General features: G+C 69.3%; 23 protein-coding genes. 15 read left to right on the top strand and 8 right to left on the bottom strand.

Annotated features, from left to right (window positions below):
* Positions 1 to 131 precede the first annotated feature (131 nt).
* Together AB8P05_RS02765 and AB8P05_RS02760 are read left to right on the top strand one after the other, a co-directional pair.
* The gene (locus AB8P05_RS02765; RefSeq protein ID WP_472758709.1) at positions 132 to 1,265 is read left to right on the top strand and encodes a tetratricopeptide repeat protein; all 1,134 of its coding nucleotides are present in this window, start codon (positions 132 to 134) and stop codon (positions 1,263 to 1,265) included.
* Entirely contained in the window at positions 1,211 to 1,906 is a 696-nt protein-coding gene (locus AB8P05_RS02760) for a glycosyltransferase family 9 protein (protein WP_472758708.1), read from the top strand. The genes AB8P05_RS02765 and AB8P05_RS02760 overlap by 55 nt, the downstream gene beginning before the upstream one ends.
* Here AB8P05_RS02760 and AB8P05_RS02755 read toward each other — a convergent pair.
* The 5 genes from AB8P05_RS02755 to AB8P05_RS02735 form a co-directional block, all read right to left on the bottom strand.
* Positions 1,882 to 2,148, bottom strand: coding sequence for a hypothetical protein (locus AB8P05_RS02755; protein ID WP_472758707.1), 267 nt, complete (start codon positions 2,146 to 2,148; stop codon positions 1,882 to 1,884). The genes AB8P05_RS02760 and AB8P05_RS02755 overlap by 25 nt on opposite strands.
* Before the next feature lie 114 nt (positions 2,149 to 2,262).
* Positions 2,263 to 2,943, bottom strand: coding sequence for a carbonic anhydrase (locus AB8P05_RS02750; protein ID WP_455171779.1), 681 nt, complete (start codon positions 2,941 to 2,943; stop codon positions 2,263 to 2,265).
* A 124-nt stretch (positions 2,944 to 3,067) separates the two neighbouring features.
* Positions 3,068 to 3,661 (bottom strand): UbiX family flavin prenyltransferase, encoded by a 594-nt coding sequence (locus AB8P05_RS02745; RefSeq protein WP_472758706.1) that lies wholly within the window; start codon positions 3,659 to 3,661, stop codon positions 3,068 to 3,070.
* Between the two features lie 46 nt (positions 3,662 to 3,707).
* A complete protein-coding gene (locus AB8P05_RS02740) occupies positions 3,708 to 4,322 on the bottom strand; it encodes a DUF1013 domain-containing protein (protein ID WP_472758705.1) in 615 nt (204 codons plus the stop codon).
* A 310-nt stretch (positions 4,323 to 4,632) separates the two neighbouring features.
* Positions 4,633 to 5,649, bottom strand: a complete 1,017-nt coding sequence (locus AB8P05_RS02735; RefSeq protein ID WP_472758704.1) for an NAD(P)H-quinone oxidoreductase — start codon at positions 5,647 to 5,649, stop codon at positions 4,633 to 4,635.
* A 140-nt stretch (positions 5,650 to 5,789) separates the two neighbouring features.
* On the opposite strand from AB8P05_RS02735, the gene AB8P05_RS02730 reads away from it, so the two are divergent.
* Positions 5,790 to 5,987, top strand: a complete 198-nt coding sequence (locus AB8P05_RS02730) for a DUF1192 family protein (RefSeq protein ID WP_455171775.1) — start codon at positions 5,790 to 5,792, stop codon at positions 5,985 to 5,987.
* Positions 5,988 to 6,046: 59 nt separating this feature from the next.
* Here AB8P05_RS02730 and AB8P05_RS02725 read toward each other — a convergent pair whose 3' ends face one another.
* Positions 6,047 to 6,859, bottom strand: coding sequence for a DUF2189 domain-containing protein (locus AB8P05_RS02725; RefSeq protein ID WP_472758703.1), 813 nt, complete (start codon positions 6,857 to 6,859; stop codon positions 6,047 to 6,049).
* 189 nt (positions 6,860 to 7,048) lie between these two features.
* Positions 7,049 to 7,231 carry a DUF4169 family protein gene (locus AB8P05_RS02720; protein WP_472758702.1) on the bottom strand — a complete coding sequence of 61 codons (183 nt, stop codon included), beginning with the start codon at positions 7,229 to 7,231 and terminating at the stop codon, positions 7,049 to 7,051.
* Between the two features lie 366 nt (positions 7,232 to 7,597).
* Between AB8P05_RS02720 and AB8P05_RS02715 the strand changes: the two genes are divergently transcribed.
* The 10 genes from AB8P05_RS02715 (at position 7,598) to AB8P05_RS02670 (ending at position 17,547) form a co-directional block, all read left to right on the top strand.
* Positions 7,598 to 9,709: an AsmA family protein gene (locus tag AB8P05_RS02715; RefSeq protein WP_472758701.1), complete on the top strand. Its 2,112-nt coding sequence runs from the start codon at positions 7,598 to 7,600 to the stop codon at positions 9,707 to 9,709.
* Positions 9,640 to 10,836, top strand: a complete 1,197-nt coding sequence (locus AB8P05_RS02710; RefSeq protein ID WP_472759304.1) for an AsmA family protein — start codon at positions 9,640 to 9,642, stop codon at positions 10,834 to 10,836. Before AB8P05_RS02715 ends, AB8P05_RS02710 begins: the two co-directional genes overlap by 70 nt.
* Before the next feature lie 114 nt (positions 10,837 to 10,950).
* Positions 10,951 to 11,346 (top strand): accessory factor UbiK family protein, encoded by a 396-nt coding sequence (locus AB8P05_RS02705; RefSeq protein ID WP_472758700.1) that lies wholly within the window; start codon positions 10,951 to 10,953, stop codon positions 11,344 to 11,346.
* A 291-nt stretch (positions 11,347 to 11,637) separates the two neighbouring features.
* The gene (locus AB8P05_RS02700) at positions 11,638 to 12,141 is read left to right on the top strand and encodes a type III secretion system chaperone family protein (RefSeq protein ID WP_014247736.1); all 504 of its coding nucleotides are present in this window, start codon (positions 11,638 to 11,640) and stop codon (positions 12,139 to 12,141) included.
* A gap of 38 nt (positions 12,142 to 12,179) precedes the next feature.
* The gene (gene proC, locus AB8P05_RS02695; protein WP_472758699.1) at positions 12,180 to 13,004 is read left to right on the top strand and encodes a pyrroline-5-carboxylate reductase; all 825 of its coding nucleotides are present in this window, start codon (positions 12,180 to 12,182) and stop codon (positions 13,002 to 13,004) included.
* 11 nt (positions 13,005 to 13,015) lie between these two features.
* A complete protein-coding gene (locus AB8P05_RS02690; RefSeq protein WP_472758698.1) occupies positions 13,016 to 13,498 on the top strand; it encodes a YbaK/EbsC family protein in 483 nt (160 codons plus the stop codon).
* A 78-nt stretch (positions 13,499 to 13,576) separates the two neighbouring features.
* Positions 13,577 to 14,263, top strand: coding sequence for a TetR family transcriptional regulator (locus tag AB8P05_RS02685; RefSeq protein ID WP_472758697.1), 687 nt, complete (start codon positions 13,577 to 13,579; stop codon positions 14,261 to 14,263).
* Between the two features lie 181 nt (positions 14,264 to 14,444).
* On the top strand, positions 14,445 to 14,879 hold the full coding sequence (locus tag AB8P05_RS02680) for a phasin family protein (RefSeq protein WP_455171767.1): 435 nt from the start codon (positions 14,445 to 14,447) through the stop codon (positions 14,877 to 14,879).
* A 141-nt stretch (positions 14,880 to 15,020) separates the two neighbouring features.
* The gene (locus AB8P05_RS02675; RefSeq protein WP_472758696.1) at positions 15,021 to 15,356 is read left to right on the top strand and encodes a tRNA-binding protein; all 336 of its coding nucleotides are present in this window, start codon (positions 15,021 to 15,023) and stop codon (positions 15,354 to 15,356) included.
* Between the two features lie 244 nt (positions 15,357 to 15,600).
* On the top strand, positions 15,601 to 17,547 hold the full coding sequence (locus AB8P05_RS02670) for a methyl-accepting chemotaxis protein (RefSeq protein ID WP_472758695.1): 1,947 nt from the start codon (positions 15,601 to 15,603) through the stop codon (positions 17,545 to 17,547).
* 75 nt (positions 17,548 to 17,622) lie between these two features.
* On the opposite strand, the gene AB8P05_RS02665 is transcribed toward AB8P05_RS02670, so the two are convergent.
* Complete coding sequence (locus AB8P05_RS02665; RefSeq protein ID WP_324871367.1) at positions 17,623 to 18,363, bottom strand: response regulator transcription factor; 741 nt, start codon at positions 18,361 to 18,363, stop codon at positions 17,623 to 17,625.
* 948 nt (positions 18,364 to 19,311) lie between these two features.
* Here AB8P05_RS02665 and AB8P05_RS02660 point away from each other — a divergent pair.
* Together AB8P05_RS02660 and AB8P05_RS02655 are read left to right on the top strand one after the other, a co-directional pair.
* Positions 19,312 to 19,953 (top strand): response regulator transcription factor, encoded by a 642-nt coding sequence (locus AB8P05_RS02660; RefSeq protein ID WP_455171764.1) that lies wholly within the window; start codon positions 19,312 to 19,314, stop codon positions 19,951 to 19,953.
* Positions 19,954 to 20,256: 303 nt separating this feature from the next.
* Positions 20,257 to 20,901: a DUF2659 family protein gene (locus AB8P05_RS02655; protein WP_455171763.1), complete on the top strand. Its 645-nt coding sequence runs from the start codon at positions 20,257 to 20,259 to the stop codon at positions 20,899 to 20,901.
* Positions 20,902 to 20,906: the final 5 nt, after the last annotated feature.

Raw genomic sequence — 20,906 nt, 5'->3', positions numbered from 1 at the left:
GACAATCCAGGGAAAATCCCGATTCTGTGACCGTTTGCGACGATTGGCGACGGCGTCCGGCTGGACTGGCAACGTCGCGGCGGCGCATGATTTGGGACGCCGCCGGCCCCCGCCAACCCGCAAGAGTTCCGATGGTTACTTTGTCACAGGCCCTGCTGATCGCGCTCGACCACCATCAGGCGGGCCGGGTGACGGAGGCGGAGGACATCTACCGCCGCATCCTGGGCGCTGACCCCGAATATGCCGATGCCATGCAGCTTCTGGGCGTCCTCGCCGCGCAGACCGGCCGGGGGGAGGAGGCGGTGCGGCGGCTTCGCCTTGCGGCGGCGCTGCGGCCCGATTCGGCCGGCGGCTGGTCCAATCTGGCCGGGGCCGAACAGTCGGCGGGCGCGGTGGAGCGGGCGGTGCAGCTCTATGGCCGGGCGTTGCGCCTGATGCCGGAACTGGCCGATGCCCATGCCAGCCGGTCCGGGGCCCTGCGCAGGCTGGGACGGTCCGATGCGGCGCTGGCCGCGGCCGGACAGGCGCTGGCGCTGGCGCCCGACCATGCCGATGCGCTGGCGAACCGGGCCGCGGCCTTTCTGTCCCAAGGCGATTCGCAGGTGGCGGAGCGCTGCGCCCGCCGGTCGTTGCGCCTGAACGGCCGGTCCGCCGTGGCCCATGCCACCCTGGCCGCCGCCCTCGCCGCACAACGCCGCTGGAACGAGGCCGAGGGAACGGCCCGCGACTCGCTGGCGGTCGACCGCGACACCGGGGAGGCGTGGGAGGTGCTGGGGGCGGTGCTGGCGAAGCTGGGCCGCTTTGCCGAATCGCTGGACGCCTTTGCCCATGCCGAGCGGCTGCGGCCCGGACCCTCGCTGTGGGCCGCCCGCGGCACTGCTCTGATCGCCATGGCCCAGCCGGCGGAGGCCGCCACCGCGTTTGAGCGCGCGCTAGCTGAGCGGCCGCAGGATGCCGGGCTGCACTGGAACCTCGGCTTCGCCCGGCTGATGGCCGGCGACTATGCCGGCGGCTGGCCGGAGTTCGAGTGGCGCCGCCATGATGACCGTGCCGAGCCGCCCTGGCGCCGCTTCTCCCAGCCGGCATGGCGGGGGAGGCGCTGGAGGGCCGGACCATCCTGCTCTATGCCGAACAGGGGCTGGGCGACACGCTGCAGTTCCTGCGCTACGTCCCGCTGGTGGCGGCCCGCGGCGGCAGGGTGGTTCTGGAGGTGCAGCCGTCCCTCCTGCCGCTTGCGGCGGGGGTGGAGGGGCCGGCGCAGGTGATCGCGCGCGGCGATCCGCTGCCGCCCTTCGATCTGGAATGCCCGCTGATGAGCCTGCCGCGCGCTTTCGGCACGGTGGTAGACGAGGTGCCGGCGACCGTTCCCTATCTGAAGGCCGATCCCGCGCGCGTCGCGGTCTGGCGCGGGCGCCTTGCGCCGGCGGACGGGCTGCGGGTCGGCCTCGTCTGGGCCGGCAACCCGCGCTTTCCCAGCGACGACCAGCGCTCCCCCCGGCTGGCGGGCCTGAAGGGGCTTCTCGACGTGCCGGGCTGCAGGTTCTACGGATTGCAGATGGGTCCGGGGCGCGAAGACCTTGCCGGCGCGGCCTTGCCTGACGGCTTCACCGATCTGGGACCGGAGATCGGCGACTTCGCCGATACGGCGGCGATCATGGCGAATCTGGACTTGGTGATATCGTCCTGTACCGGTCCCGCCCATCTGGCCGGGGCGCTCGGCGTGCCGCTATGGGTGGCGCTGCCTTTTTCGGCGGACTGGCGCTGGATGACCGGCCGCGACGACAGCCCATGGTATCCGACCGCCCGGCTGTTCCGCCAGCCGGCGCCCGGCGATTGGCGATCGGTCGCCGGGCGCATGGCCGCCGAACTCGCGGTCGCCGCTCAGCGCTTCAGCCCGTCGCCGTAGCGCGAGCAGTCGTAATCGTCCGTACCGGCTTCCGCCCGCCCGCCGTTGGAGGTGTTGTAGCGCGGATCGTCGCAGCGGCCGTTGCGGGCATAGGACGAATCGGAGCTGCCCGACCCGAACAGTCCGCCGCCGCCGCTTCCGCCGAACAGCCCACCGCTGCTGCCGCTGTTGCCGGTCTGGTTGCAGGCGGCCAGCGCAAGGGGAGCGGCGACCAGGATCACAAGTGGAAGTGCAGTCTTCATGGCGTTCCCTACCTCTTGTCGGAGTGAAGAAAACCTCTTTCCTTCGCTCTCAACAGGGTAGGGCGCCCCGAAATTCCCGTACCCGCGCCTGGGTACGGCGTTTGCGCGGTCTTCCTACTCGACCGGCTGGAACAGGCGGGTGGTCGGGTTGATGGCCCACATCTCGCCCGACTGGATGTCGAACCACCAGCCATGGATGTTCAGCGTGCCGGCTTCGACGCCTTCTCGCACGAAGGGGAAGGTCATCAGGTTGTCGACCGACGCGCGGACCGCCGCCCGTTCGATCACCGCCGGGGTGTTCTGCAGCTTCTCCGCATCGGCCCGCGCCTGTTCGGAGCCTTCCGGCCCGACATAGGGATCGAGCGCCGAACCGGCGATGGACACCCAGGGGGACACGAAATCGTCGTCGGACTTCTGGCCGGCGCGCAGCCGGATCAGGCCCTGGATGCCGCCGCACTGGGCGTGGCCCAGCACGATGATCTCCGACACCTTCAGCGACTTGACCGCATATTCGATGGCGGCCGAGGTGCCGTGATAGGCGCCGTCGGGCTGGTAGGGCGGGACGAGGTTGGCGACGTTGCGCACGACGAACAACTCGCCGGGCTCCGCCATGGTCAGCAGGGCGGGATCGACGCGGCTGTCGGAACAGCCGATCAGCAGAACCTCCGGATGCTGCCCTTCGGTTGCCAGCTGCCGCATGCTGTCGGGCCGGCGCTCGTAATAGCGGGCTCGGAACGCCTTGATGCCGGCCAGTAGCTGGCGGATGGGCTCGCTCGGTTGACTGCTGAAGGGCATGGTCGGCTTGTCCCGGTTACTGCCGGCCGGCGGCTGCGCCGGCCCCGCATCATTTCGCATCGACAGCGGTATAACGGCATTGCGCCCGCGGTCCAAGACGCCTGTTGTCGCGATGCAGCGCAGGTCAGCCCTCCGCCGGACGCTCACCCCACCGGCGCAGGTTGCCGGCATCCAGCCCGAACAGGTCCAGGACCCGCCCGACCGAATGGTCCACCAGATCGTCGATGCCCTCGGGCCGGGCATAGAAGGCGGGCACCGGCGGCGCGATCACCGCCCCCATCTCCGCCAGCGCGGTCATGGTGCGCAGATGGCCCAGATGCAGCGGCGTCTCCCGCACCATCAGCACCAGCCGCCGCCGCTCCTTCAGCGCCACGTCGGCGGCACGGGTCAGCAGGGTGGAGGTGACGCCGCTGGCGATCTCGCTCATCGTGCGGACCGAACAGGGGGCGACCACCATGCCCAGCGTGCGGAAGCTGCCGCTGGAAATCGCCGCCCCGATGTCGGCGGCGGAATAGCTGACGTCGGCCAGCGCCCGCAGCTCCGCCACCTTCATGCTGGTTTCATGTGCCAGCGTCACCTCGGCGGACCGGCTGACGACCAGATGCGATTCGACGCCGATCCGCCGCAGCGTCTGCAGCATGCGGATACCGTAGATCACCCCCGACGCGCCGCTGATGCCGACGACGAGCCGGGGCGGAGGTGTGTTGCGGTCGGTCATCGCGTGCTTTCACGCCCTCTCCCGCGGCGGGGAGAGGGAGATGGCATCAGTGGGCGTCTTCCTGTTCGGAATAACGGTCGTCGTCGCGGTTCTCGCCGTAGAAGTCCTCGGCGGCATCCTCCGGCGCGCGGGGCACGCCGCCGCGGCGGATGGCCAGGGCCAGCGCCTCTTCCAGCTCACGGCCGGAGCAGAGGCCCAGCATGACCGGACTGCGCGGCTTGATGTTGGCGACGTTCCAGTGGGTGCGGTCGCGCACCGCGGCGATGGTCGGCTTGGTGGTGCCGATCAGGCGGCAGACCTGGGCGTCCGACAGCTCCGGATGATGCTTCAGCAGCCAGGCGATGGCGTCGGGCTTGTCGCCGCGCTTGGTGATCGGGGTATAGCGCGGGCCCTTGGACCGGGAGGCGACCTGCGGCAGGTCGGCGACCAGCAGCTTCAGGCGCAGATCCTGGTTCTTCTCGCAGCGCTCGATCTCCTGCTTGGTCAGCTGGCCGTTGGCGATGGGGTCCAGCCCCACCATGCCGACCGCGACCTCGCCGTCGGCGATGGCCTGGACTTCCAGCGAATGCATGCCGCAGAAGGCGGCGATCTGCTCGAAGGACAAGGACGTGTTCTCGACCAGCCAAACGGCCGTCGCTTTCGGCATCAAGGGCAGTGCCATCATCCCTCCTGACAACTCTTCACCGGCCGCACCCGCTGGCGGGTGGTGCGGCCGGCCGTTCGAACTGGTTATGCGGCGCGAGAGCGGTTCCGCGATTCCGGGGCGGCTGCCCCATTCTCGTCACCACGATATAGGGCGATTGCCGGTCCGCGTAAGCATGCTTGCGCAGGCGCACCGGGAAATCCCGGCCGCCCGCTCGCCTCTGCTAACCCGTCTTGGCAGCATATGGCAAGCCCGACGGCACCGGATCGGCGAAGAAAGCGCAAAATGCGGTCCGGTTCGCGCGCCCGGACCGCTCCCGACGGGCTGCTCAGGCCGCGTCCGGGCCGATCGTCAGCACGATCTTGCCGATATGGGCGCTGCTTTCCATCAGGCGATGGGCCTCGGCGGCCTCCTCCAGCGGGAAGGTGCAGTGGATCTGCGGCTTGATGCCGCCGGACTCCAGCAGCGGCCAGACATGTTCGCGCAGAGCGGCGGCGATGCGGCCCTTCTCCGGCACCGGGCGGGCGCGCAGGGTCGACCCGGTCAGGGTCAGCCGCTTGGTCATCACCGGGGCCATGTTCAGCGACACCTTCGCCCCCTGCAGGAAGGCGATGGAGACGTGGCGCCCGTCGACCGCCATGATGTCGATGTCGCGGGCGATGTAGTCGCCACCGACCATGTCCAGCACCACGTCGACGCCGCGCCCGCCGGTCGCCTCGCGGATCACCGCGACGAAATCCTCGGTCCGGTAGTTGATGGCCCGGTCGGCGCCGAGCTGCTCGCAGGCGCGGCACTTGTCGTCGCTGCCGGCGGTGGTGAAGACGGTGGCGCCGAAGGCCTTGGCCAGCTGGATCGCCGTGGTGCCGATGCCGCTCGACCCGCCATGGATCAGCAGCGTCTCGCCGCGCTTCAGGGCGCCGCGCTCGAACACGTTGGTCCAGACGGTGAAGAAGGTCTCCGGCACCGCCGCTGCCTCGACCATCGACAGCGGTCCGGGCACCGGCAGGGCCTGCACCGCCGGCACCGCGCAATACTCGGCATAGCCGCCGCCGGCCACCAGCGCGCAGACCCGGTCGCCGCTGGCCCAGGTCTCGACACCCTCGCCGATGGCGATGACCGTGCCGGACAGCTCCAGCCCCGGCAGGTCGGACGCGCCCGGCGGCGGATCGTAGCGGCCCTGGCGCTGCAGGGTGTCCGGGCGGTTCACGCCGGCGGCGGCGACCTCCACCAGGATCTCGCCGGGGCCCGGCACCGGGGCGGGGCGGCGGGCGGGGCGCAGCACCTCCGGCCCTCCGGGCTGGGTGATCTCGACGCAGCGCATGCTGTCGGGCAAGGCGAGGCCCATGGCGTTCTTCCCTTCTTTTGCGTGGCCGGGCAGGCGTTTGCCGGCACCGGTGCATTGGAATTGTCAGGCTCGAAAGGTAGATTTGCCCGGCCGGCCTGACAAGGCGAAGGCGGAACACGCGGCAGGGAGGGACCCATACCATGGCCATCGACGACCGTTTCGAGGATCTGGAGCCGCGCAAGGCCAAGCCGGCGCCGAAGGACCTGACCGTGATGGGCGTGGCCGAGATCGAGGCCTACATCGCCACCCTGCAGGCGGAGATCGAACGCGCCCGCGCCGCCATCGCCGCCAAGCAGGCGCAGAAATCGGCGGCGGAGGCGTTTTTCAAGAAGAGCTGACGAAAAAGCCCTCTCCCGCGGACGGAAGAGGGCTTCCTCATGCCGGGCTTGCGGCAGCGTTACCGCCCCGGGCCGACCAGATCGCGGTAGCAGTGCCACGAGGCATGACCGATCACCGGCAGGGCGATGGCCAGACCGATGAAGGCGGTGACCATCCCGGCGCTCATGAACAGGGCGATCAGGAAGCCCCAGGCGATCATCGGCCGGATGTTCGCCCGCACCACGGCGATGCTGGTCGCCATGGCGGTGAAGACGTCGGTCTCGCGGTCCAGCAGCATCGGGATCGACACCACGGCGACGGAGAAGACCGCCGTCGCGATGATCCCGCCGAACAGCGTCCCGGTCAGCAGGAACGGAATGGTCTCCGCCGAGAAGAAGATGCGCTCGACCAGCTGGTCGAGTGCCGGCGGCTCGCCCGAGAAGAACAGGGCGAAGATCAGGAAGGCGATGCGGATCCAGGCCAGCATCGCCAGCATCAGGACCAGCCCGATCCCTGCGATCTGCACCCCGTTGCGGCGATAGGCGGCGGCCACCTTGCCGAAGGTCGGCCGTTCGCCAAGCTCGAGCAGCCGGCTGGTTTCGTAAAGTCCCACCGCCAGGAGCGGGCCGACCAGCATGAAGCCGGCCGCCATCGGCAGCAGGAGATATTCCATGTCCAGCATCGCCAGCCCGACCACGAGCACGAAGCTGGAGATCACCGCCAGCGCCCCGTAGGCGAAGCTGATGGCGGGGGCCGCCATCATGTCCTGCCAGGCCGATGCCAGCCAGACCCAGGGGCGGGCGGTATCCACCGTCCGGATGGGCGGCAGCCATGCCGAATTGTGCGTCTGAGGCGTTTGAACGGATCCGCGATACGACGTCATGTCGACCATGATGACGGCCCTCCCCGACAGCCAACGGGGGCGCCCGCCGGCGCCCTTGGCAGGCACTGTCCCATGATCGGGCGGATAGTCGCAATAGGGAACTATCGGTATATCCAATAGTAACAAAAACGCTGAGGTTATTCCCAGTGGGAAGCTCGGTCTTTGCCGTATATCAGGCCATGCTTTTGGATGGACCGGTCAGGCCTCGCCGTCCAGCTTATGCCCGTCCAAAGTCTGAGTGCGCCGCTCGGCTTCCTTGCGGTCGCGCTCCTTCTCGGCCTTGGTGCGTCCGAATCGGGCCCGATTCGCTTCGGCTTCCTTCGCGCGTTCGGCCCGTTCGCGGGTCTTGCGGAAGCGGTTGAGGTTGACCACGTCGCCCATGGCACGGTCTCCGGCGGCTGAAGGTGGGGTTTCAGGCCCGGCGCGGCCGGACGAGGCGGAGGCGCGCGGGGAAAGCTGGGGAAAAAATCGGGCAGGCCCCAACTTGGCCGTGGGATTGCCCAAATTGCTTGTTTCTTCTGCGGGCGCTAGCTTACCGAAGGACGGTCCTCATCGGAAGCAGCCATCGGATGCCGGCATCGGCGGCCGATCGGCGCGGAAGGGGAGCGGTACCGAAGGCAGGCGCGCGTCGGCACGTACCTCATCCGGGTATGGGCGGCCGCGGGTCGATGACGGCGATGTGGCAACCATGACGTGGCAAAGGGGCACGGCCGAGGATAAGGCCGGCGCAGGGAAGGCGGACACCCGGTGAAGAAGATCCTGATCGCTGCACTGGCCGGACTGGTGGTTCTGGCCGGCATCCTGTTGGCAGCGCCGAGCCTCATCGACTGGAACGCCTACAAGGGCACCATCGCGGAGCGTGTGTCGCAGGCGACCGGACGCCGGGTGGAACTGCGGGGGGACGTCGGCTTCACCCTGCTGCCGTCGCCGGCGCTGACGGTGCGCGACGCCCGTCTCGCCAACGCCGCCGGGGCCGCCGAACCCGACATGGTGCGGCTGAAGAAGCTCGACGCCCGCGTCGCGCTCGGCCCCCTGCTGGGCGGCCGCATCCAGGTGGAGAGCATCACGCTGGTCGAGCCGACCTTCGTGGTGGAAGTCCTGATGGACGGCCGGATCAACTGGGACCTGTCCACCGCCGGCAGCCGGCCCGGCGACGGGCTGGGCGCGGCCGAGGGGCTGGTGTCCGCCGTCAGCTTCGATCAGGTGCTGATCGACAACGGAACCGTCATCTACCGCGACGACCGCAACGGCCGGACCGAGACGGTGGAGGGGCTGAGCGCCCGCATCGCCGCCGGCAGCCTGAACGGCCCCTTCCAGATCCAGGGCGATTTCCGTTTCCGCGGCCTGCCGCTTCACGGCGAGGCGACCGCCGGCCGCTTCACCGAAGGGGCGGCGGTTCCGGTGCGGGCCACCCTGTCGATGCCCCACACCGACGCGACCCTCCGCTTCGCCGGCATTCTGACCGGCGGCGGCGGATCGAAGGTGCAGGGCGACCTCCGCGCCGAAGGCAGCGACTTCGCCAAGCTGGTGGACGCGCGCCGGCCCGCGGCGCTGGCCCAACCCTTCAACCTGCGCGCGACGGTGGAGGCGGGGACCAGCCTCGCCACCTTCTCCAGCCTGGAGGTCCAGCTGGGCGACACGCGCGCCACCGGCAACGCCACCCTGCGTGCCGGCGATCCGGCCAAGCGCGAGGCGCCGCGGACCGAGCTGACGCTCGCCGTCAACCGGATGGACCTGGATTCCTGGCTGGCGCGGGGCGGGCAGGGGGGCTCGGTGAGCGGGTCCGCCGCCCAGGCTCCGGCAAGCCCGGCCGCCGGCGGCGCCAGACAGCCGGGCCTGTCCTTCGCCCTGCCGATGGGGGTGGAGGCGAAGCTGGACGTGGCCGTCGACGCCATGAGCTACAATGGCGGCGTGGTGCGGCAGGGCCGGATCGAGGCGAGCCTGACCGACGGCCGGCTGAACATCGACCGGGTCAGCGCCCTGCTGCCCGGCGGATCCGATTTCGTCGCGGCGGGGGAGGTGACCACGCCGGGCAGCCAGCCGACGCTGGACATGCGGATGGAGGCGAACGCCGACAACCTGCGCGCCCTGCTGGAGTGGGCGAAGCTCGATATCCGCTCCGTTCCCGCCGACCGGCTGCGCCGCGCCTCGCTGTCCGCCCGGCTGCAGGGCCATGCCGACCGCTTCGAGATGTCGGGCATCGATTTCCGTTTCGACAGCAGCCGCCTGAGCGGTGCCGTCGCCTATGTCGACCGCGGCCGTCCCGCCTTCGGCGCCCGCCTCGAACTCGACCGCCTGTTTCTCGACGGCTATCTGCCGTCGGAGCCGGCGCCGGCCCAGCCTGCCGGTCCGGCCGCTCCGCAGACCGGGGCAGCGCGCGCGGTCGGACCGCGGTCCGCCACAACCGCCGCAGCGCCGATGCCGCAGCGGCTCCTCGGCCTCGCCGACGCCAACCTCGACCTGCGCGTCGGTCAGCTGACGGTCGGCGGGCTGCCGGTCCAGGGGCTTCATCTGGATGCGACGGTCGCCTCGGGCGCGCTGACGGTGCGCGAGGCCAAGGTGGACAACATCGCCGGCCTGACAGCCCGCCTGGACGGGCAGGTCGCCAGCCTGATGCCGCTGCGCGGCGTCAACCTCGCCCTGGCGGCGGAAGCGAAGTCGCTCGGGGGGTGCCCAGCGCCGTCGCCTGGCCGCCCGGCCTGCCGGTGCCGGAACGGCTGGGCGCGGTCAGCGCCAAGGCGCGGCTGGCCGGCGACGGGGAGCGGTTGGCGGTGGAGGCGTCCGCCGGCATGCTGGGCGGCACGCTGGAAGCTGGCGGCGCCGTCCTGGGGCTCGACCGCACGCCCAGCGCCGACCTGAAGCTGCGCGTGACCCATCCCGAGATGGGGCGGATCGCGGCGCTGTTCGACGACCGCGGGTTGGCCCGAGCCTTCGGCCCGCTGGACCTCTATGGCGAACTGACGGGAACCGCGGTGTCGCCAGTGCTGAACAACCTGCAGGGAATGGTGGCCGGCGTCCCGGTGCGCGGCAAGCTGGTGCTCGACCGCAAGCCGGCGCGGCCCGCCTTCCAGGCCGATCTGCAGACGGGCGACCTCGACCTCGACCGGCTGCGCAGCGCGCCGCTGGTGGGCGACGGCGCCGGCCGCAACCAGGGCGCATCCGCCACGGATCCGGCCGTTGCTTCCTCCGCAGACCCGCTGGCGGAGCTTGGCTGGATCGGCTCGGCGGACGGCCGCCTCGCTCTGACCTCCACCTCGCTGACGCTGGGTGGACAGCGCATCGTGCAGCCGGCGCTGAGGGCGACCCTGTCCGGCGGAACCGCGACGCTGGAACAGCTGGACGGCGAATGGCAGGGCGGCCAGATCGGCGTCAGCGGCCGTCTTGCCGCCACTCCTGGTCAACAGCCGAAGCTCGACGCCGACATCACCGTCATCAAGGCCGATCTCGGGACCGCGCTGTCCGGCTTCGCCGGGCTGGGGCTCGGCGGCGGGGTCGTGGATCTGGACATGACCCTTTCCGGCAGCGGCAATGGCGAGGCGCTCGTGCGCAGCCTGACCGGCCGCGGCCGGGCGGTGGCGTCGGGCGGCGTGCTGCGCGGCGTCGATCTCGCCGCGCTGCGCGGCCGGCTGGCCGGGGTGGAGCGCACGCAGGAGGTGCTGGGCGCCGTCGCCGGGGCCCTGCAGGGCGGGGAGACCAAGCTGGACCGGCTGGACATCCGCTTCGCCATCGACAATGGGGTGATTCGCACCGACGATGCCCGCCTGACCACCGCGCCGGCCGACGGCACGCTGGCGGGGACGGTGTCCCTACCCGACCAGCGGGTGGATTTGGGGTTGACCCTTAAGGTGAAAGCCGACGGCGACCTGCCGCCGCTGACCCTGCGCATCGCCGGCCCCTGGGACGCTCCGACCCAGACTCTCGACCTGACCGCCCTGCGCGACCGCTTCAACGCGGCCTCTCCGGCCGCACCGGCGGTCAGGCCGTGAGGTCCGCCGCATGCCACGGCTGCGCGTCGCGGCACGGGTGCGATCGGCCAAGGGCGTTGAAGTCGCGGCGCTCGGCGTCCATAATGATCGAACGGTAACCGGAAGTCAGAGCCGATGCAGGTGGACAACAGGATTTTGGACGATCTCGCCCGTGTGGCGGGGGGCGCTCTCGGCGCCTTTTCGTCCTTGCGCGAAGAGGCCGAAGGTCAGCTGCGCGCTCAGCTCGAACGCGTGCTGTCGCGGATGGACGTGGTCAGCCGCGAGGAATACGAGGCTGTCCGCGCCATGGCCGCCAAGGCCCGCGAGGAGCAGGAGGCGATGGCCGAGCGGCTTGCCGCGCTGGAGGCCACCGTCGCGACCCTGACCGCCGGGCATGCCCCGCTGCCGGTCGTGGTCGAGCAGGCCGGCGTTCCGGCGGTGGTCGACACCGATCCGGTGACCCCGGCAGCGGCTCCGGCGGCGGCCAAGCCCGCCGCGGATGAGGCCGGCAAGGGGCCGACGGCATCCTGAGCAACGGTGCGTCCGCACCACCCGGCGCCCCTCCCGTCAACGTTCCGGCCTTTGCCGCCATCGGCGGATCGGCCGGTGCGTGTCCGGCCGACGACCCGAACGTCGGCCGGTCCGCAGCTTGACCGGGCGCCAGACGGGTCGGAAACCGCATCCCATGCTCGATCTTTTCACCACCTTCGGGCTTTTTCATCACCTTCGGGGTATTGGCCCGGACCCGCGCGGTTCATCATGCGCGTCATCTGGTCCGGGTGAACGGTACCGCCCATTGCGCCTTCACAGGAGGACGCTGACATGTCGGCAGTAGCCGTCGAAACCACCACTTCCGCCCACAACCCGCTCGACGTGGTCGAGGAGATCGTAACCGCCAACGAATGGCCCTTCGATCGCGCCACCGAGGACGAGCTTGTCGTCGAGATCGGCGGGCGCTGGTGCGATTACCGGCTTTATTTCGTCTGGCAGCCCGATGTCAGCGCGATGCAGTTCTCCTGCCAGTTCGACATGAAGGTCCAGGCCGCCCGCCGCACCGCCGTCGCCGAACTGCTGGCGGAGGTGAACGGCCGCATGTGGCTCGGCCATTTCGACGTCTGCTCGGAGGAGCATACGCCGATGTTCCGCCAGACCATGCTGCTGCGCGGCGCGCGTGGTGCGGCGGTGGAACAGCTGGAGGATCTGGTGGAGATCGCCCTTTCGGAGTGCGAACGCTTCTACCCGGCCTTCCAGTTCGTGATCTGGGGCGGCAAATCGGCGCCGGAGGCGGTGTCCGCCGCCATTCTGGACACCATGGGCGAAGCGTAAGCCCGAACATCGGCATGAACAGGGGGAATGACGGGGTCATGACGGCGGATACGGGTGCGTCGCTGCTGCTGGTCGGCTGCGGGAAGATGGGCGGGGCGATGCTGGACGGCTGGCTCGCCGCCGGAACCGCGTCGCGTGTCGTGGTGGTCGACCGGGCCGGCTTGCCGGACCGGCTTGCCGGCGACGGGCGCGTCTCCCTGGCCGCCGGTGCCGACGCCCTGCCGGACGGCTTCGTGCCCGACGTCGTGGTGCTGGCGGTCAAGCCGCAGGTGATGGAGGAGGCGCTGCCGGCCTACCGGGCGCTGGTCCGTCCCGGCACCGTCTTCCTGTCGATCGCCGCCGGCAAGACCATCGCTTATTTCGAACGCCTGCTGGGGGAGGGGGCGGTCGTCGTCCGCTCCATGCCCAACACCCCGGCCGCCATCGGCCGTGGCATGACCGTCGCCGTGCCCAACGCCCATGTCAGCGCCGCCCAGCGCGAGCTGTCGGACCGTCTGCTGCGCGCCGTCGGCGATGTCGCCTGGGTCGAGGATGAAGGGCTGCTGGATCCGGTCACCGCGGTGTCCGGCAGCGGCCCTGCCTATGTCTTCTTCATGGTCGAGGCGATGGCCAAGGCCGGCGAGGCCGCCGGTCTGCCGGCCGATCTGGCGATGCGGCTGGCCCGTGCCACGGTCTCCGGTGCCGGCGCCCTGCTCGACGCTTCGCCACAGCAGGAGGCCGCCGACCTGCGCAAGGCGGTGACCAGCCCCAACGGCACCACCCAGGCCGCCCTTGAGGTGCTGATGGCCGAGGATGGCATGCAGCCGGTGATGACCGCCGCCATCGCCGCCGCCTCTCGGCGGTCGCGCGAGCTGGCGGGCTGACGGGGGCGGATATGACGACGCTCAGCCCGTCGGCCGCCCGCGTCCAGGCCCTGCTGGACGGCATCGGCCTTGGCCACCGCGTGGTCGAGCATGAGGGCAGCACCCGCACCTCCGAGGATGCGGCCGCCGCCGTCGGCTGCGAAGTGGCCCAGATCGCCAAGTCGCTGATCTTCCGCACCAAGGAGTCCGGCCGGCCGGTTCTGGTCGTCGCCAGCGGCGCCAACCGCGTCGACGAGAAGGCGGTCGGCCGGCTGATCGGCGAGAAGATTGAGCGTGCCGATCCGGAGTTCGTCCGCGAATCGACGGGCTTCGCCATCGGCGGTGTTTCGCCCATCGGGCATGCCGTGCCGCCGCTGGTGCTGATCGACGACGATCTGATGCGGCTGGAGACCATCTGGGCCGCCGCCGGCACCCCCAACGCCGTGTTCCGCCTGACCCCCGCCGATCTGGTCAGCATGACCGGCGGCCGGGTGGAGACCGTGCGCAAGGCCTGACGATTTCGGGGGACGGGTGACGTTCGCCCGTCCGCGCACCACCTTATGATGCGATCCCCGTCGCCTGGAGGTGGTGCCATGTCCGACATGTCGTCCGATAAGCCTGAAGACAGCAGCTTCCGGTCCGATCCCGTGGACCCCGATTCCCTCGACCGCAGCGTTGCGGCGGCGGCGATGCGGCTTGCCGCCGAGAAGGGCTGGCGCCGCGTCGGCCTGCTGGAGGTGGCGCATGCCGCCGGCATCCCGCTTTCCCGTTTCCATCACCGCTATCGCGGGCGTCCTGACCTGCTGGCCGCGGTGTCCCGCGTCGCCGACGCCACCGTTCTCGCCGCCGACGCCGCGGCCGACCCGACGGAGACGGCGCGCGACCGGCTGTTCGACGTGATGATGCGCCGCTTCGACGCGCTACGCCCCTTCCGCGACGGCTTGCGCGCGGTGGCGCGCGACCTGCCGGGGGAACCGGCGACCGCGCTGGCCTATTCCTGCGCCTTCGGCCGGTCGATGGCCTGGATGCTGCGCGCCGCCGGGATCGATCCCGACCAGCGCGGCGGTGCGGCTCTCGTCGCCGGGCTCGGCGCCGTGCATGCGCGGGTGATGCGGGTCTTCCTGAACGACGACACCGCCGACCTGTCGCGCACCATGGCGGCGCTCGACAACGGGCTGCGCGGGGCGGAGCGCTGGGGCGCGACCTTCTGCCGCTGGACGGGGCGCCGCGGGCCGCTCGGCCGGACAGCCGGGCCGGACTCCATGGCGTCAACGGTTTAGACGATGTTGGTCATGCGGAAGGTAAGGCGGCGTGGGATTTTTACCCGTCAAGGTTATGCTGCGCCGCAAAATCCGGATTGACTAACTTTTCGGCACTCTGCATAGTCGGCCCATCAATGTTGCGTCGCAACATGCCCGGATTCCGATGCGGGCAGCAAACACCGATGCTGGGATGAGAAACATGGCCAAGATGAGCGGTAACCCCTTCCTCGAATTCGATCCGTCCAAGCTGATCGGCGACCTCAAGGTTCCGGGCGTCGATATCGAGACCATCATCGCCAGCCAGCGCAAGAACATCGAGGCGGTGACCGCCGCCAACCAGCTGGCTTATGAGGGCTTCCAGGCCATTGTCCGCCGTCAGGCCGAGGTGCTGCGCACCGTGACCGAGGACGTGAACCGCGCCGTCGGCGAGCTGACCGCCGCCGGCACGCCGGAAGAGAAGGCCGCCAAGCAGGCCGATCTGGTCAAGGCCGCCTTCGAGAAGTCGCTGGCCAACATCCGCGAGCTGAGCGAGATGATCGCCAAGTCGAACACCGAAGCCGCCGAGATCCTGACCAAGCGCGTGTCGGACAGCCTGGACGAGGTCAAGGCCGCCATCGCCAAGGCCAAGGGCTGATCCAGTCTCCGGTCCGCCGGAGCCTGCGAGAAGGGTCGCCTCCGGCGGCCCCTTTTGCTTTTCCGGATGGAGGCTTCCGGGTTCCGGGATCGGGGCGGGCGCGTTACCCTGGCGCCGGTTCTCAACCGGATCGGGACAGCCATGACCATCTCCTACGACGATTTCGCCAAGGTCGACATCCGCGTCGGCACCATCCGCGCCGTGGATCCCTTCCCGGAGGCGCGCAAGCCCGCCTACAAGCTGACCATCGATTTCGGCGGCGACATCGGGACCAGGCGCAGTTCCGCGCAGATCACCGCCCATTACGCCGCCGATGAACTGGTCGGCCGTCAGGTGCTGGCCGTCGTGAACTTTTCGCCCAAGCGCATCGGCCCCTTCACCAGCGAGGTGCTGTGCCTGGGCCTGCCCGATGCGGACGGGGCGGTCGTGCTTGTCGGTCCGGACCGGCCGGTGCCGGACGGCGTCCGTCTGTTCTGACGGCGACAGATTCGGACAGGCTTCGGGTTCAAAAGAAACGCTTCGGGGTTGAAAGAATTCAAGAGTAATATCGCGACAAGTGGTCGCAGGGGTCGTATGTATTTTAAATGAATGCAGTCTAAACCAGGATGGCATAGTGCGCGCGAACTTGAACTCGCACTCCTAAACTGTTTCCTGGTGGATGGCACTCATGGATGCCCTGCGCGCCTTTGTCGGCCGGCTTTCGATTTCCACGAAAGTCACGGTGTTGAACCTCTTCGGCATGCTGATCCTCAGCACGGCGATCCTGTTCGCGATCGGGCAGGTGATCGTCCGCGACCTGGAACGGCAGGCGATCGAGATGCAGCGCCTCAGCATGGACATCGCCTGGTCGTCGCTGAACGAACGCGGCGGCGCCTTCGAGGTCTCCGACGGCAAGCTGATGCTCGACGGCGTCGTGATGAACGACAACAACCTCGTGGTCGACAAGATCAAGCGCATCACCGGGGGGACCGCCACCCTGTTCCTGGGTGACCGCCGCATCGCCACCAACGTGATGGCCGCCGACGGCACCCGCGCCGTCGGCACCACCCTGGCCCGCGGCCCTGCCTACGACTCGGTGCTGCGCCAGGGCGTTCCGTTCCGCGGCATGGTCGATATCCTGGGCGAGCCCTATTACGCCGCCTATGACCCGATCAAGGACAAGTCCGGCAAGACGGTCGGCATCCTCTATGTCGGCATCAAGAAGGCGGAGGTGTTCAAGACCTTCGACGACAGCATGCGCTTCGCCACGATGCTGGTGGTGCTGTGCGCCGTCGTGCTGGCGGTGCCGGGCTATCTGGTGTCGCGCCGGCTGCTGCGCCCGCTGGGCCAGCTCAGCCAGGTGATGACGGCCCTGTCCTCCGGCAACCTGACCGCCGAGGTCGCGGGTGCGAAGCGGCTGGACGAGATCGGCGCGATGTCGCGCTCCGTCCTGGTCTTCCGCGACGGCATGGCCGAGGCGGAGCGGCTGCGCGCCGAACAGGAGCATCAGCGGGTCCAGGGCGAGGCGCTGAAGCGCAAGGCCCTGCAGTCGATGGCCGACACGGTGGAGCAGGAAAGCCGCGGCGCGGTGGAGCGGGTGGCCGCCCGTACCCAGGAGATGGACCGCAACGCCGACGCGATGGCGAAGTCGGCCGGGCTGGTCGGCGCCAATGCCCAGAACGTCGCCGCCGCCGCGGCGCAGGCGCTCAGCAACGCCCAGGCGGTCGCATCGGCCGCGGAGCAGCTGACCGCCTCCATCGAGGAGATCGGGACCCAGGTCGGCCATGCCGCCAGCGTCACCCGTGCCGCCGTGGCCGCCAGCACCGAGACCGAAAACACCATCGAATCGCTGTCCTCCGCCGTCGGCCGCATCGGCGACGTGGCGGAACTGATCCAGGGGATCGCGGCGCAGACCAACCTGCTGGCTCTGAACGCCACCATCGAGGCGGCGCGGGCAGGGGAGGCCGGCAAGGGATTCGCCGTCGTCGCCAACGAGGTGAAGAATCTGGCCAACCAGACCTCGCGCTCCACCGAGGAGATCTCGCGCCTGATCACGGAGATCCAGTCGGTCACCGCCCGGAGCGTGGAGGAGGTGCGCGGCATCAGCCGGACCATCGGCGAAATCGACGCCATTTCCGGCACGGTGGCCGCCGCGGTGGAGCAGCAGGCGTCGGCGACCCAGGAGATCTCGCGCAATGTCGGCCAGACGGCCAGTGCCGCCACCGACGTTTCGACCCGGATCGACGAGGTCTCGCGCGAGGCCAAGGTGACGGAGGAGCGCGCCGACCAGTTGCGGGCCGGCGCATCCGAGGTCACCCACAGCATCGACGAGCTGATGCATGTGCTGGTCCGGGCGGTGCGCACGGCGACGGAGGATGTCGACCGCCGCAGCCTGCCGCGCTATCGGGTGGAGGCCCCCTGCACTGTGGAGGGGCCGGACGGCCGGCTGACCGTGCGGCTGCTCGACATCTCCCGCCACGGTGCGGCGCTGGCCGAGGCCGACGCCGTCGGCAGCCACGGCACGCTGCTGTTCGACAGCCTGGGCGTGGCGCTGCCCTTCGAGGCCTTCACCCGCGAGGAGGGGGTGGTGCGCGTCCGCTTCCGGCTCGCCGAGATCGACCGGCAGACCTTCGACGCCCGCTTCGACCGCTTCGAGGAAGCGATGGCGGGCCGGCGTCTGGCCGCCTGACCTCCGGCTGGCTGAACGGTACGCTTTGCTAGGTCCGCCCGCAGGGGCGGGTCCCGAACGGTGGGGCCGGGGCCCTCAGACCCCGGCGCGCCGGGTTGCGGCGGCATGCATGTGCGGCGGGGTCATGCCGGACCGCGCCTGCTCAAGCGCGCCCTGCTGCCGTGCTGCGAAGACGCCGGCTTCCGTCCGGTTGCGGAAATGCAGCTTGGACAGCACGCTGCGCACCATCGACTTGATCACCGCCTCCGACAGGTCCAGCGCGTTGGCGATGGTCCGGTTGTTCATGCCTTCGCCCAGCAGGCGCAGGGTCTCGAACTCCGGGTCGGACAGGCGCGGCAGAAGCGTCAGACGGATTTCGTCGACGCCCAGCCGCGACAGGAACTGCTTGGGCATCAGGCAATGCCCTTCCAGGCCGAGATCCAGCAGTTCGTTGATGCGGTCGACGTTCAGATCCTCGAACACCCAGGCATCGGCGAAGGCCAGGATATGCGCGGCATCCAGCAGCTCGCGCGAGGACAGCACCACGACGATCCGCGACCGGCGGGACAGCCGGAGATAGACCATCGGTTCGTTCTCGCGCAGAGCCGTGAACTGCTGCAGTCCGATCAGGATCGCATCCGGCGTCAGCGCGCTCTGGGTCAGTTCCCCGATATCGTGCAGCACCGTCACGCGGTGGCGTCCGCCGCGGTCGAGCTGCTGCACCACATTCTCGGTCAGCGCGTTGTTGTCGAGGATCAGGCAGACATGCATGGGAGTCACCGCGTTGCGGGTCTGGTGTGATGCTTTCTCATGGGCGTACTCATGGTGTGTGTGCATGGGTCAGCTCTGTCTGGAGGAGGCATCCACGGCCGGCCCGGCTCGGGGCGTCGCCGCCTGCGTCTAAGGGTTGAAAAGGAGTCCGGCCGGTTGGCCCAGGCACGTCTTCGGTCAAGCTCAAAACGGTTACCGGATATATCCCTGGCAAGTATTTCCGCGTTGCTCGTAATCCGCCGGATATCCCGCCGAGGGAAGTCCTGGTCGCACCGCGTGATTTAGAAATGAACGGCGCTCCGCGTAAATCAGGCGATGGATGATCAGCCAAGATCGCTTTTCGTCTCCTTGTTGGTCGCCTCAGGTTTCGAAACGGTAACACCTATGGAATGATGTGTGCTGGCCGGGTCACACGGGAATGCGCGTTGGTACAGGCATCCTTCAGGACTATCCGATCGGTTTGAATGCGGGTTTTCCTTCCTCTCTTGCGCGGCCGAATCGGGGTTAGCCGATGTCCTGACAAACGAACGCCGCAAAGATGGCAAGGTTCCAGAAAAATTCCCGTCGCTAATGGAGACGACAGGTCTCAATCCGAATAATCCCAATAGGGACAAGTGAATCCGATGAGCTTGCGCGATAACGCCATTCGCGCGCGCAGCAAATTCTATGACCTTCGTCGGAAGCGTTGCTTTGGCCGGCCATGACCTATGGCTCCTCGAATGGGGGTGTCAGCCTCGAATGACCTATGGCCCTTGTCCGGATACAGGGGCTCTTCCGATCGTGGTATCAGGTACCCAACACAGCGAAAACAAGCCAACAACGGCAGACGGCCTTACGGCCGATACCGGACAGAGGCCGCTGGAACGATCGACCACCAAGCCGAAGAGATGGTGTGAGCGGGGCGATCCGGGTGCCGCGGGGGCGCATCGGACAACATCGACAACAGCCCAGGCGGGGAGCGGCCTTCACCGGCAGGCTCCGGGACCGGGCCGGCGAGCGAGGATGACGGGGACCATGAAGATTCTGATCGGGGATGACCATCTGCTGTTCCGTGAAGGCCTGCGGCGGTTGCTCGAGCAGTTGCAGGGCGATGCCAGCTTCGTCGAGGCCGGAACTTTCGACGAGGTGCTGGACCAGTGCCGCGCCGGCGGCACCTACGACATCATCCTGATGGACCTGCATATGCCGAACTGGCCGGGCTTCGACGGCCTGCGCGAAATTCAGGCTCTGCAGCCGGGCGTGCCGGTGGTGGTGATCTCCGCGTCGGAAGCCCTGGGCGACATCCGCGGCGCGCTGGACCATGGCGCGACCGGCTACATCCCGAAGTCGAGCAGCGTGAAGGTCATGATGGGCGCCCTGAACCTGGTGTTCTCGGGCGGCATCTACCTGCCGCCGGGCGCGCTGACCGCCAGCATGGAAGCCGCGCCGCGCCGCCGCACGGTGGAGGTCGCCGACCGCAACGCCGGTTATGGCCTGACCCAGCGCCAGCGCGAGGTTCTGGAATGCCTGCGCCTGGGCAAGTCGAACAAGCAGATCGCTTATGAGCTGGGCCTGTCGGAAGGCACCGTGAAGATCCACGTCACCGCGATCTTCAAGTCGCTGGGCGTCAAGAACCGGACCCAGGCGGTCATCGCCGCCGCCGCCATGTCGGCGTAACAAGTCGGCGTAACAGCCGGCGCAACGAACCGGAAGGCTGCTGCCGATCCGGATGACGGTGCGGATTGCAGAAACGGGCCGCGGGGGATCGTCTCCGCGGCCCGTTTTTCTTTCGGCGTCCGGGTCTTCTCCCGCTCGCCGGAGAGGGAGGCTCTTGACCCGACGGGTTGCCCGATGCTATCCGCCCCTCTTGATCTTGCGGAGCCATCCGTCCGGGTAACCGGCCGGCGTGGCTCCGTCCGACCCGCGCCGCCATCCGGGCCGTGCGCGAAGCCGCCACCGCAAGGACGCCACCGCAGCGCCATGAGCGATATTTTCCGCGAAGTCGACGAGGATCTGCGCCGGGACCGCGCGGAGCACCTTTTCAAGAAGTATGGCGGCGCCATGATCGCCGGCGTCGTCCTGATCGTCGCGGCGACCGGCGGCTACAGCTTCTGGCGCCATTGGCAGGCGCAGAAGAAGGAAGAACAGACCGCCGCCCTGGTAACCGCCATTGCGCAGAGCGCGCAGGGGCCGGAGAAGGGGGTGGAGGCGCTGGCCGCCTTCGCCGGGTCCGCCAACCCCAGCCTCGCCGCCATCGCCCAGTTCAACGCCGCCGCCCTGATGATCCGCCAGGGCAAGCCGGCCGAGGCCGCCACCGTCTATGACGGCATCGCCGCCAACGGCTCCGTCCCCGCCGAGTACCGCGACCTCGCCACCTTGCTGGCGGTGATGCAGCGCACCGACGGCGGCGACCCGGCGCAGCTGACGGCGAAGCTGCAGCCGCTGACCGCCGACGCCAGCCCGTGGCGCTTCACCGCGCGCGAGCTGACCGCCGTGCTGGCGGTCCGCGCCGGCGACACGGAGAAGGCCCGCACGCTCTTCAAGCAGCTGGCGGACGACCAACAGGCGCCGTCGGGCGTGCGCAGCCGCGCCGCCGATCTCGCCTCCCTCTACGGCAAGGGCTGACCCAA

It is taken from the genome of Azospirillum sp. VT-I1 (assembly GCF_055698305.1).
The sequence above is the reverse complement of the archived record's forward strand: the minus strand, read 5'-3'. Positions and strand labels throughout refer to the sequence as shown.